The organism is Burkholderia sp. TSV86, assembly GCF_001522865.1.
In the GTDB taxonomy this organism is placed as follows: Bacteria; Pseudomonadota; Gammaproteobacteria; order Burkholderiales; family Burkholderiaceae; genus Burkholderia.
The window spans coordinates 110397-123065 of sequence record NZ_LOWB01000078.1 but is presented as its reverse complement, the minus strand read 5'-3'; the positions used below and the strand labels follow the sequence as shown (position 1 = coordinate 123065).

Below are 12669 nucleotides of genomic sequence, written 5' to 3'. Positions count from 1 at the left end.
TGGCTTCGCACCCAGTCGTGCGCCACGCCGCGCTGGATCATTCCACCGCCAACCGCTCGGCGCGCGCCGCGGGCAGCAACACATCGCTGTCGTCCTTGAGCCCGACGCCCGTCAGCCCGAGCCGCCGCGCGTGCGTCAGCAGATAGTGCAGCTTGTGCGCGGCCGCCTCATGCGGTAGCCCTTCGGGCCGCACGTTCGAGATGCAGTTGCGCTGCGCGTCATGACAACCAACCTTCGGCGCATGCGTCAAATAAACCCCGAGACTGTCCGGCGAACTCAGCCCCGGCCGCTCGCCGATCAGCATCGCGACGAGCCGCGCGCCGAGCAGCTCGCCGATCTCGTCGCCGAGCGCGACGCGCGCTTGCCGCGCGACGACCACAGGCCCGATGCGCCAGCCGTCGAGCTTCGGCCGCACCGCGTTCAACAGCGGCAGCGCCTGCTTGGCCGCGGCGAACGCCGACAAGCCGTCGCCGATCACGAACACGACATCGGGGCGCGCCGCGTCGCCGCCGCTTGCGGCCGCCGCCTGCGCGAGCGCCGCGCGGCTCGCGTCGGACAGCCTGCGGCCGAGGTCGGGCCGGCGCAGATAATGCTGGCGATCGGGCGCAGCGCTGTCGGCCGCGAGCGTCGCGAAACCGGCTGCGTCCAACTCGCGGCGCAGCGCATCGGCATCGAGCGGCTGATGCACCGCGTCGCGCGCCTGCGCGTGCGACAGGTTGAACGCGAGCAAAGGCGCAGTCGGCAGGCTGTTGCCCGCGCGGCCGAGCGCAATCCGCGCGTTCGTGAACGCGCGCAGCTCGCTCCACGGATTTCTTTCGACCGCGTCGCTCATGCGCCAATCCCCATCCAGTCATTCGCGCCGGCCAGCAGCGGCGCTCGCGGCGACGCAGCGCGCAACGCGCCGCGCGCATCGACGATCTCCATCGTCTCCAGCCATTCCTCGAATTCGGGCGCGCGGCGCAGGCCCAGCACCTCGCGCACGTACAGCTGATCGTGAAACGACGTGCTTTGATAGTTGAGCATCACGTCGTCCGCGCCCGGAATCCCCATGATGAAATTGATGCCCGCCGCGCCGAGCAGCGTCAGCAGATTGTCCATGTCGTCCTGATCAGCCTGCGCGTGATTCGTGTAGCAGATGTCGCAGCCCATCGGCACGCCGAGCAGCTTGCCGCAGAAGTGGTCCTCGAGCCCCGCGCGGATGATCTGCTTGCCGTCGTACAAATACTCCGGGCCGATAAAACCGACCACCGTGTTGACGAGAAACGGCTCGAACGCGCGCGCGAGCGCGTATGCGCGCACCTCGCAGGTCTGCTGGTCGACACCGTGATGCGCGTTCGCCGACAGCGCGCTGCCCTGGCCCGTCTCGAAGTACATCAGATTGTCGCCGAGCGTGCCGCGCTTGAGCGCAAGCGCCGCGTCGCGCGCCTCGGCGAGCAGCGCGATCGAGATGCCGAAGCTCGCGTTCGCCTGCTCGGTGCCCGCGATCGACTGGAACACGAGATCGACCGGCGCGCCTTTGTCGATCGCGGCGATCGTGTTCGTCACGTGCGTCAGCACGCACGATTGCGTCGGCACGCGGTAGCGTTCGCGAAACGCGTCGATCATCGTAAGCAGCTTCGTGATCGCGGCGAGGCTGTCGGTGGCCGGATTGATGCCGATCATAGCGTCGCCGCAGCCGTACATCAGCCCATCCAGCATCGACGCGGCAATGCCCTTCACGTCGTCGGTCGGATGATTCGGCTGCAGCCGCACCGACATGCGCCCCGGCAGCCCGACGGTGTTGCGAAAGCGCGTGACCACGCGGCGCTTTCTCGCCGCGGCGATCAGATCCTGGTTGCGCATCAGCTTCGACACCGCCGCGACCATCTCCGGCGTCAGTCCCGGCGCGATGCGCTCGAGCGCGGCGGCATCGGCCGCGCTCGACAGCAGCCAATTACGGAAATCGCCGACCGTCAGATGCGAGATCTCGGCGAACGCGTCGCGCGAATGCGTATCGACGATGAGGCGCGTGACCTCGTCGTCCTCATAAGGAATCAGCGCCTCGTTGATGAATGCCGTGAGCGGCACGTTCGCGAGCGCCATCTTCGCGGCGACGCGCTCCTCCTCGGTCGCGGCCGCGACGCCCGCCAACTCGTCGCCGGAACGCAGCGGGCTCGCTTTCGCGAGCAACGTCTTCAGGTCCGCGAAGCGATAGGTGCGCAAACCGATCGTCTCCGTATATCGCATCTGCGTGAATCCTCCTTGTGTCGTGCTGGCCGCGCCTGCCGTGCGCCGCGCGTCCATCCGCATCGCCGTTCAACGAATGCCCGGCTCCGCGCGCGTTGCGCCGGCCATGCGCGCCCGGCCATCCGCCGCCGAGCCGCGCATGCCGGCGCACTGCCGCCGAACGCGCTGCGCGCCACGCGTATCCCGGTCGCGCGCGCACCGCCTGCGGCCCATTCATTCCTCCAACAATGCGTCGATGGGCGCTGCCGCGCGCTGCGAGCCGGTGGCAAGAAAATAGCCGTAGCCAAGCACGAGGAACGCGACGAAGATCAGCGCAACGAGCGCGTTGAAATACACCATCGTCGCGAGGCACACCACCGCGGCCACGAGCGCGAATGCCGGAAACAGCGGATACAGCGGCGCGCGGAACGGCCGCGCCATCCGCGGCTGCGTGCGGCGCAGCTTGAACAGCGCGGCCATGCTGACGATATACATCACGATAGCGCCGAATACCGACATCGTCACGATGTTCGCGGTCAGCGTCTGGCCGGCGAACTGAATCAACTCGTCGCTATAGATCGCGGCAATGCCGATCACGCCGCCCGCGACAATCGCGCGATAAGGCGTATTGAAGCGCGGATGCACTTTCGCGAGCCATTCGGGCAGGTAGCCTTCGCGGGCCAGCGCGAAGATCTGGCGCGAATAGCCGAGGATGATCCCGTGGAACGACGCGACCAGGCCGAACAGGCCGAGCCAGACGAGCATGTGCATCCAGCCGCTGTTCGCGCCGACGATGTACTTCATCGCCTGCGGCAGCGGATCGTTGATGTTCGCGAGCTTGGTCCAGTCGCCCGCGCCGCCTGCGAACACCATCACGCCGATCGCCAGCGCGACGAGCGTGAGAATCCCCGCGACATACGCGATCGGAATCGAGCGCTTCGGATTCTTCGCTTCCTCGGCCGCCATCGCGACGCCTTCGATCGCGAGGAAAAACCAGATGGCGAACGGAATCGCCGCGAACATGCCGTGAAACGCGCCCATGCTGAAGTGATCGGCGCCCGCCCAGCCGCCCTTCGTGAAGTGGCTCCACGCGAAGCCCGGCGACACGACGCCCATGAACACCAGCAATTCGAAGATCGCGAGCAGCGTGACGACGAGCTCGAACGTCGCCGCGATCTGCACCCCGACGATATTGAGCGCCATGAACACGAGATACGCGCCCATCGCCGCATGCTTGGGCTCGAGCCCCGGAAACTGCACGTGCAGATACGCGCCGATCGCCAGCGCGATCGCGGGCGGCGCGAACACGAACTCGACGAGCGTCGCGGCGCCCGCGAGATAGCCGCCCGTCGGGCCGAACGCGCGGCGCGCGTAGGCGAACGGGCCGCCCGCGTGCGGAATCGACGTCGTCAGCTCGGTGAAGCTGAAGATGAACGTGGTGTACATCGCCGCGACGAACAGCGCGGTGACGACGAAGCCGAGCGTGCCCGCGCTCGCCCAGCCGTAGCTCCAGCCGAAGTATTCGCCGGAAATCACGAGCCCGACCGCAATGCCCCACAGCTGCCAGGTGCCGAGCGTTTGCTTGAGCGCCGGTTGCGCCGCGCTGCCGCCCGCGCCGGGGCGGCCATTCGATTCCGTCTGCATGACTCTCTCCTCGAAGGCGGCGGAGCGGCTGCCGTGACGGGCCGTTCCGCGACTGAGAATCGATGCTAGTGAGTCATTAATCGACGTGTTATCGAAAATCGGCAAACGTCCATTCTTTCGTTTTACCTACGAAATGCGCGGCCCAGCCCGGCCACGCGCGCCGCGACAGCGGGCTTGTGTCTCCCGCCATACAGACCGTGGCCGGGCCAGCGCATACAGTGTGGGCCAACGTCGAGCCCCATCGGCCGCGTCCGTGCGATCCGGCGACAGCATTGGGGCCTGATCACGTCCAACGATCACCGATTATTCCATTCAGACCATGCGGGCCTCTTATCTCGATACCGCTCGGGGCGCGGGCATCATCCTCGTCGTCTACGGGCATGTGCTGCGCGGCCTCGTCTCGGCCGGCTTGGTCCCCGCCGGGCTGAGCGAATTCCTCGCGGCAACCGACTATACGATCTACACGTTTCACATGCCGCTGTTCTTCCTGCTGTCAGGACTGCATGTGCCGAAATCGCTGCAGCACGCAAGCGGCGGCGAATTTCTTTCGTCGAAGCTGCGCACGATCGTTTATCCGTACCTCGTCTGGTCGGTGCTGCAAGGCGGCGTGCAAATCGCGCTGTCGTCGCACGGGATGAACCACCCGTTCACGCTGCACGATCTGCTCGCCATCGGCTGGCGGCCGTTCGGCCAGTTCTGGTTCCTGTACGCGCTGTTTGTCTGCATGCTGGTTGCATGGGCGATCGCGGCCGTCGTGCCAGGCCTGGGCGGGCGCGGCGGCGCGGTATCCGGCGGCGTGCGCGCGCTGCTCGTCGCGCTCGCGATCGGCTCGCTCGCGCTCGCGCCGTTCGCGCAGCCGGACATCGTGGCGAAAACGCTCACGTACCTGCCGTTTTTCCTATTCGGCATGCTGATCGGCGACAAACTGCCCGCGCTGCTCGCGCGCACGTCGACCCTGCCCGCGATCGGCGTGGCGGCGGCGGCGTTCGGCGCGGCCGTGGTGTTCGCCCATCGCTTCGGCGATTCGACCAGCGTGTGGGCCGTGCCCGCCGGGCTCGCAGGCACCGCGCTCGTGCTAATGCTCGTCTATCGCGCGTCGCTGCGCGGCGGCCGCGCGCACAGCGGGCAGAGCCGGCCGTCGTGGCTCGAACGGATCGGCTTCGCGTCGATGCCCATTTATCTTGCGCACATCCTCGCCACCGCGGGCGCGCGAATCGTGCTCGTGAAGCTGGGCATCACGAACGTCGGCTTGCATCTCGCGCTCGGCACGCTCGCGGGCGTGGTCGCGCCGATGGTGCTCTACGCGCTCGCGCTGCGCTCGGGCACCGCGCGCTTCATCGGCTTGCCGCCGCTGCCGCGCACGCAAGCCGCCGCAACGGCACAAAGCCGCATCCGCCATGCGGATGCGGCCTAGGTTCCACTCACACGAATAACGGGCTTGCAAACGCGCGCTGCGGATCGCCCGTCAACAATCGGGCTTCGTCCGGGCGTATGCCAGAAGAAAAGAGCACCGTTTGGCTGCCCCGACAAACGACGGCCGACGCCTGCAGCGCGGCCAGCGATGCAGGTTTCGCCGCTTTCGAAAAGCGTGCGCGGGGTGAGTCACCACAAGCAACGGGCGCAGCGAATAGCGGATGCATTCCAAACGGCATGACGCGGACGCGACGCTGAACCCTTGCGCACCCGGCGCTTGCGGGTTATCCGCGCAAACACGCCCAAGGTGCGCGCGCCACAAGTCAGACACGGCATCCCCTTGGCCACTGCCGGCGAACGCGGCGCGCATTGCGCACGCCGCCTGCCGATCACATCACTCCTGCCTGCCGCGCTGATTGAACCAGCGATCGAGCAGCTTGCCCGCCGCTTCACGGCCGCCGAGGCCGAACGACAGCGCCACCGCCACCGCAACCGCGCCGAGCACGAGCCCGAACGCGAGCTGCACGATCTCGTTCGCAATGCCCATCGCACGCAGCCCCATCGCGAAGACCAGACCCAGAATGGCGAACTGCGCGATTCGCGACAGCAGCACGCTGTGATCGTGATCCGCCTGCTCGATCACGCGGCGCGCGAGGCTCGCGAGCCAGAAGCCGATCACAAGGATCACGCCGCCCATCAGCACATGGCCGCCGAACTCGATGAACAGCGTGACGACGTCGCGCACCTGCGTAAAACCGAGCCGGTTTGCGGCCTCGACGGTTGCGAACAGCATCGCGAAGAAAATCACGAGCCGGCTGGCGAGTACCGACGGCTGCAAAACGCCGGAGAACACGCGCCCGATGCCCAGCACGGCGGGCAGGCCGTCGACACCCGCCGCGACGAGCAGCTTCTGCACGAGCGCGCCGACGAAGCGCGCAACATAAAACGTGACGAGCACGATCACGACGGCCGCGACGATGTCAGGCACCGCGCCCAGAAACTGGCCGAGCAAATCGGTCGCCGGGCGCGAGATCGCCTCGATCTTCAGCGCGTCGAGCGCGGAGATCAGCGTCGGCACGAACACGAAGATATAGACCACCGTGCCGATCAGACTCGACAGCTTCACCGGCGTCGCGCTGCCGACATTTTGCGTGAGTTTGTCCGCGCCCGCCGCGACGAGCAGATTCGTCACCAGCCCGCGCAGCACCTTCGCGACGAGCCAGCCAACAAACCCGATCACCGCCGCCGCGAACACGTTCGGCACGATCGCGAGGATCTTGTCGATCATGCTTTGCACAGGCGCGAGCAGCCCGTTCAGATCGAACGCGGCAAGGATCGCCGGAATGAACAGCAGGATCACGAGCCAAAACAGCACGTCGCCGAGAAACGTGCTCATCGGCTGCGTGCCTGTCGTCTGCGAGAGCTTGCTGTCGATCTTGCTCGCCTTCAGTGCCTTGTCCGCGACGCTGCGCAGCAGCGACGCAATGAGCCACGCGATCAGTGTGAGCGCCGCACCGCCCAGCAGGTTCGGCAAATAGTTGACGATCTTGCCGACCAGTTGCGAAAACGGATTCGACACCGCATAAAGATTCAACGCATTGAAAATGCCGATCGCGGTCATGAGCAGCACGAGCCAGAAAAGCCCGCCCGCGACGATGCGCTCCACCTGCGCACCCTGCCCGGTGCTCTCCGAGATCCGCGCATCGACTTTCAACGCGGCAAGCAGCTTGCGCGCGCCGGCCCGGACCAGCACCGCGATGATCCAACCTATGATCAATATGCCGATCGCGCCGGCGATTTTGGGCAGATAGACGCCCAAGGTGTTTTGTAGCGACGTCAGGAAGCTGGACGATTCCATTTGTTCTCTCCCGAAAGCGTGGGCTGCGGTTGGAAACACTGACGAACGATAAACCCTGCGGACTCCGAATATAGGCGGCGTGCACGCGAGGCCGAACTTACACGGTCAACGATGACCGCTGCAATCGCGTAGCGAGCGCCGATCTTAAACTTTAGACGCGGAATCGACCCTATTCCTAAAAAATTGTGAAATGCGAATGGGGCCCGATGCGAACGCAGATGAAAGGTAAAGGATGGCGTCGCGCCACGGCGCGGGATGGCCGCAAAGGAACACGCGCCGGCATTGGCGAGCGTTTGGCGACTTTGCGGGTTTTACGGTTTTACAGTTTTATTCGCGCACCGTCGGCGGAAAGACGCGCCGCTGGCCAGCCCGTTTCCTAATGCGGTTCAATCGAGTGCACAATCGCATCCGCACGCGCTCGAAACATCGTCTGTCCGATCCGCAACGCCTTTGCGAGCGAGTCAGCTTGCCGACGCCGCCCGCATGCCGCGGCATCGTGGCCACCAGATCATCGGTTATCGACAAAGAGCCGCGCACCGGCGGGGCGGCCGACGCGCCTGCCTCGCAGACCGGCGAACCGATCGGCGCCGGCCGCATCGTCCCGCCTTCGACAGGAGATCAACCGATGGCCGAGTATCGAGTGGAAATTCGCCAAGCCCATGCAATCGACGTGCTGGCCGTCGATCACGTCGGCCCGTATCCGGAAATCAACCGCGCATTCGATACGCTTGCCGCATGGATCGGCGAGCGCGGGCTATTCGGCCCCGATACGCAATGCATCGGCATCTTTCACGACGATCCCCACACGACGCCCGCCGAGCAGTTGCACGCCCAAGCGTGCTTCGCGCTTGGTCCGGTGACGGCGTCGATCAACGTGACGCCGCCCGTCACGCATGCGAGCGTCGCGGGCGGCGAGCACGCGGTGCTCGTCCACCGGGGGCCGTATGCGGACCTTCAACAGGCTTATGACTGGCTGTACGGCACGTGGCTGCCGAACTCGGGCCGCGAGAGCGCCGACGCGCCGCCGTTCGAGCTTTATCTGAATTCGCCCGCCAATACGCAACCCGCCGATTTGGTGACTGAGATTCACGTACCGCTGCGGTGAGTGGGCGGCAGACGGCAGATCTTCCAGTGAGACGCCGCGGCAGCTCACCGCGGCAAAACAAACCGCAGCGGCATGCCCGCTGCGGGCGAGGGCCTGCCGACGCGAGCGAGCGGGCCCGGTATCTGCGGCGCGCAGGCGGTGGGCCTGCCCGCCCGGTGCCCCGCACGAACCGGCCTACCCACGCGCCCCCGCCACGGCCGCGCCGCATTGCGGGCAATATCGCGCGGCCGCATCGAGCGGCGCTCGGCAGCCCCCGCACGCAGGCTGCGCCTGCGACGCGCCGCACTGCGCGCAAAACTTCGCCTGCGCGCCGTTGATCGCCCCGCATTTCGCACATGCGGCACTCAGCGCGGGCGCGGCGGAGTCCGACGGCGACGGGAAACCGCCCAGCCCGCGATCGTGGCCGCGCCGCCCCCAGCCATCACCGCCATGACTGCTGCCGTAGCCGCCGTGGCCACCATGGCTGCCGTGGCCGCCGCCGTGATGGCCGCCACCCGCTGCGCGGCCATGGTGCGCGCCAACCATCCGTTTAAGCCAGTCCATATTGCCTCCTGCTAATCAGTTAAGCTGCATTAATTCGCGCGGCGCAGCAGCCGCAACCCGTTGCCAACGACGACGAGACTCGCGCCCGCGTCGGCGAACACCGCCATCCACATCGTTCCCATCCCCGCGATCGTCAAGCCGAGGAACAGAGCCTTCACGGCGAGCGCGAACGCGATGTTCTGCACGAGCACGCGATGCGTTGCCCGCGACAGCCGCACGAACTCCGGAATCTTGCGCAGATCGTCATCCATCAGCGCGACGTCGGCCGTCTCGATCGCCGTACCGGTGCCCATCGCGCCCATCGCGAAGCCGATGTCGGCGCGCGCGAGCGCCGGCGCATCGTTGATCCCGTCGCCAACCATGCCGACCGCGCGGCCGCTCGCGGCCAACTCGTCAACGGCCGCGAGCTTGTCCTGCGGTAACTGGTTGCCGCGCGCATCGTCGATGCCGACCTGCTGCGCGATGGCCGCGGCGGTATGCGGATTGTCGCCCGTCAGCATCGCGGTCTTGATGCCGAGCCCGTGCAATTCGCCGATGGCCGCACGGCTCGTGTCCTTCACCGTGTCCGCCACCGCGAACAGGCCGAGCACGCGCGTGTCGTCGATCAACATCACGACTGTCTTGCCCTGCCGCTCCAGTTCATCGAGGCGCGCTTCGAGCGCGGCCGAGCAGCGTTCGAGTTCTTCGACCAGCCGGTGATTGCCGAGCCAGTACGGCGTGCCGTCGATCGTCCCGCGCACGCCGCGCCCGGCGATCGCCTCGAAATCGGCAACGTCGGCCAGCGGCGCGCTCTCCTGGCCAAGATCGGCCGCGCCGGGCGCGGCAATCGCTTGGGATACCGGGTGGTCGGAGCGCGCGGCGAGACTTTTCGCGAGCCGGCGCACGCGTGCCTCATCGACATCGCTCGCGCGCATCTCGAAATCGGTCATCACCGGCTTGCCGCGCGTGATCGTGCCGGTCTTGTCGAGCGCGATCCACGCGAGCCGGCGGCCCTGCTCCAGATACACGCCGCCTTTCACGAGAATCCCGCGGCGGGCGGCGGCCGCGAGGCCGGAGACGATCGTCACGGGCGTCGAGATCACGAGCGCACACGGGCACGCGATCACGAGCAGCACGAGCGCGCGGTAGATCCAGTCGCGCCATGCGCCGTCGAGCAGCAGCGGCGGCGCAACGGCGACGAACAGCGCGATCGCGAACACGATCGGCGTGTAGACGCGCGCGAAGCTGTCCACGAAGCGCTGCGTCGGCGCCTTCGAGCCCTGCGCCTGCTCGACCGCATGAATGATCCGCGCAAGCGTCGTGTTGCTCGCGACCGCCGTCACGCGGTATTCGAACGAGCCCGACTCGTTGATCGTGCCCGCGTACACCGCATCGCCCGGGCTTTTCTCGACGGGCAGGCTTTCGCCCGTGATCGGCGCCTGATTGACGCTCGAACGCCCTTCGACAATCTCGCCGTCGAGGCCGATGCGTTCGCCCGGCTTCACGCGCACGATCGCGCCGAGCGCGACCTGCGCGGCATCGACGCTCACCCACGTGCCGTCGGGCTGCTTCACCGTCGCGGTATCGGGCGCGAGCTGCATCAGGCCCTGGATCGCATTGCGCGCACGGTCGAGCGACTTCGCCTCGATCAGCTCGGCAATCGTGAACAGCACCATCACCATCGCCGCCTCAGGCCACTGGCCGATCACCATCGCGCCGGTCACCGCGATGCTCATCAGCGCATTGATGTTCAGATTGCCGTTCTTCAGCGCGATCCAGCCCTTGCGGTAGGTGCCGAGGCCGCAAACCGCGACGGCCACGAGCGCGAGCACGGCGCCAACCCACACAGGCAAGCCGAACCAGGTGGCGCCCTCCGATGCGATCGCCGCCACGCCCGCGATCGCGAGCGGCCACCACGGGCGCGACGATTCCGCCGGGCGCGCCGCCGACGCGGCGCCGGCAGCGGCATTGCCCGTTGCGTCGTCCGCCTGCTCGGGCGTCATGCCCAGCGAGCGGATCGCACTGACGATCTGGCTTTGCGCGCCCGACGCGTGCTCGACCGTCAGCATGCGCTGCATCAGATTGAATTCGAGGTCCGTGACATCGGACATCCCGCCCAGCTTCTTGCGGATCAACGCCTCTTCGGTCGGGCAGTCCATCTGCATGATCCGGAATGCCGAGCGCACACGGCCGGCGGTAGCCGTTTGCGTGCCGGGCAGCGGCGCGAATGCAACGGGAGCGGGCGTGCAGCAGGCTTCGGCGGAGGATGCGTGATCGTGGTCATGGCCGTGGTCGTGATCCGCGCCATGATCGTGGCCGGCGTGGTCGTGCGCGCAGCCTTGGCCATGTTCGCGAGCGTCGTGCCGGTGGCCGTGTGCTGGGCTTTCGCCTTGCGCTGCGCCGCGCCCGGCCGGGTGCGCGGGCGCGCCGGCGCGCTCCGGCGCCTGATTGGGCGGATCGCCCGCACGGGCGCCGTCATCGGCGGGTTTATGCGAATGGGGCCGGTCATCTGCGCGGATGGCCTCGGTCATGGCAACCTCCTGTGTGTCTGACGGTGTACAGTTAACACCTTGAAGTCACTACAGGGTCAACCCTCTTTTGCGGGAGATTCGAATGAAGATAGGCGAACTGGCGAAAGCGGCCCGCTGCACCCCCGAGACGATTCGTTTCTACGAAAAAGAGGGGCTGATGCCCGGCGCGCAGCGGACCGATTCGAATTACCGCAGCTACAACGACACCCATGTCGAGCGGCTGCGCTTCATCCGCAACTGCCGCGCGCTCGACATGACACACGACGAGATTCGCGCGCTGCTGCGCTTCACCGACGATCCAGCGCACGGCTGCCATTCGGTCAACGTGCTGATCGACGAACATCTCGGCCACGTCAATGCGCGCCTGGCCGAACTGGAGCATCTGAAGGCCCAGCTCACCGCACTGCGCGAGCAATGCCAGGGCGAGCACACTATCGAGGATTGCGGGATCGTCCATGGCCTCTCGACGATGGAAACGCCCGAAGCGCCGGCCAAGCGCACGCACGTCGGCTAAACGCTGCCCAGCGCGGCGCCGGGCGGCCCATGCCGCGCCGGCGCAATGAACACGGCAGCTAATCGATTGCGTTAACTTATATCTAGTTATAAATTAACCAGATATAAGTTAACCAGTCATACTATGCCTCGTTTTTCCCCTCTGGCGCTGGCCGTTCTAGCCATGCTCACCGAAGCGCCGATGCATGCATACCGGGTCCAACAACTGATCAAGCTGCGTGGCAAAGACGAGGTCATCAACGTCAAACAGCGCAACAGCCTGTATCAGACGCTCGATCGGCTCGAACGCGACGGACTCGTCGTCGTCAGCGAAACTGGGCGCGACGGCGCCTTTCCGGAGCGAACCGTCTATGCCATTACCGACGCAGGCCGCGACACCGCCCGCACGTGGCTGCGCGAGCAACTCGCGCAGCCCGCGCGCGAATTTCCAGCGTTTCCGGCCGCGCTGTCGGTCCTGCCGCTGCTGTCCGTCGACGATGTGCGCCGCCAGCTCGAGGCGCGCACGGCCGCGCTCGAACAGGAAATCGAGCGTCTCGAAGCCGTCCGCAATGCGGCGCTGGCAATGCAGATCCCTCGTCTGTTCCTGCTGGAAACCGAATTGATTCAGCTCACCGTGGAGACCGAACTCAACTGGGTACGCAGCGTCGTCGATCATTTGAAGGTCGGCGCGCTCACCTGGAGCGAAGCGTGGCTGCGCGAGGTGGCCGAGCGCCTCGCCCAAACGGCGCCGCCCGCCGAGCCGGCGTGACTGCCCGCCCAGCGCTGCCGTTCGATGCCGTTCGTTGGCCGGCGGCGCGCTCGGGCACGCCGCACCGAAATATCCGGGCAACCGGACTCTTTCCAGCCAAGCGCGCGGGCGGCGCCATCCGCCTTCAGCC

10 protein-coding genes are annotated in these 12669 nt (G+C 66.7%); 4 read left to right on the top strand and 6 right to left on the bottom strand.

The window, feature by feature from the left end; genetic code table 11:
- Positions 1-37: 37 nt before the first annotated feature.
- The 3 genes from eutC to eat form a co-directional block, all read right to left on the bottom strand.
- Positions 38-832 carry an ethanolamine ammonia-lyase subunit EutC gene (eutC, locus tag WS68_RS14625; protein ID WP_059571485.1) on the bottom strand — a complete coding sequence of 265 codons (795 nt, stop codon included), beginning with the start codon at positions 830-832 and terminating at the stop codon, positions 38-40.
- The gene (locus tag WS68_RS14620) at positions 829-2226 is read right to left on the bottom strand and encodes an ethanolamine ammonia-lyase subunit EutB (RefSeq protein WP_059571580.1); all 1398 of its coding nucleotides are present in this window, start codon (positions 2224-2226) and stop codon (positions 829-831) included. Before WS68_RS14620 ends, eutC begins: the two co-directional genes overlap by 4 nt.
- Before the next feature lie 213 nt (positions 2227-2439).
- Positions 2440-3849 carry an ethanolamine permease gene (gene eat / locus WS68_RS14615; RefSeq protein WP_059571484.1) on the bottom strand — a complete coding sequence of 470 codons (1410 nt, stop codon included), beginning with the start codon at positions 3847-3849 and terminating at the stop codon, positions 2440-2442.
- Between the two features lie 319 nt (positions 3850-4168).
- Between eat and WS68_RS14610 the strand changes: the two genes are divergently transcribed.
- A complete protein-coding gene (locus WS68_RS14610; RefSeq protein ID WP_059571483.1) occupies positions 4169-5263 on the top strand; it encodes an acyltransferase family protein in 1095 nt (364 codons plus the stop codon).
- Positions 5264-5656: 393 nt separating this feature from the next.
- Here the strand turns inward: WS68_RS14610 and WS68_RS14605 are convergent, their stop codons facing one another.
- On the bottom strand, positions 5657-7120 hold the full coding sequence (locus WS68_RS14605; protein WP_059571482.1) for a mechanosensitive ion channel: 1464 nt from the start codon (positions 7118-7120) through the stop codon (positions 5657-5659).
- Between the two features lie 625 nt (positions 7121-7745).
- Here WS68_RS14605 and WS68_RS14600 point away from each other — a divergent pair.
- Positions 7746-8225, top strand: coding sequence for an AraC family transcriptional regulator (locus WS68_RS14600; protein WP_059571579.1), 480 nt, complete (start codon positions 7746-7748; stop codon positions 8223-8225).
- A gap of 174 nt (positions 8226-8399) precedes the next feature.
- Here the strand turns inward: WS68_RS14600 and WS68_RS14595 are convergent, their stop codons facing one another.
- Together WS68_RS14595 and WS68_RS14590 are read right to left on the bottom strand one after the other, a co-directional pair.
- Complete coding sequence (locus WS68_RS14595) at positions 8400-8768, bottom strand: zinc ribbon domain-containing protein (RefSeq protein ID WP_059571481.1); 369 nt, start codon at positions 8766-8768, stop codon at positions 8400-8402.
- 29 nt (positions 8769-8797) lie between these two features.
- Positions 8798-11278: a heavy metal translocating P-type ATPase gene (locus WS68_RS14590; protein ID WP_059571480.1), complete on the bottom strand. Its 2481-nt coding sequence runs from the start codon at positions 11276-11278 to the stop codon at positions 8798-8800.
- Between the two features lie 82 nt (positions 11279-11360).
- Here WS68_RS14590 and cadR point away from each other — a divergent pair, with 82 nt between their 5' ends.
- The gene (gene cadR / locus WS68_RS14585; RefSeq protein WP_059571479.1) at positions 11361-11792 is read left to right on the top strand and encodes a Cd(II)/Pb(II)-responsive transcriptional regulator; all 432 of its coding nucleotides are present in this window, start codon (positions 11361-11363) and stop codon (positions 11790-11792) included.
- Positions 11793-11915: 123 nt separating this feature from the next.
- Complete coding sequence (locus WS68_RS14580; protein WP_059571478.1) at positions 11916-12539, top strand: PadR family transcriptional regulator; 624 nt, start codon at positions 11916-11918, stop codon at positions 12537-12539.
- Positions 12540-12669: the final 130 nt, after the last annotated feature.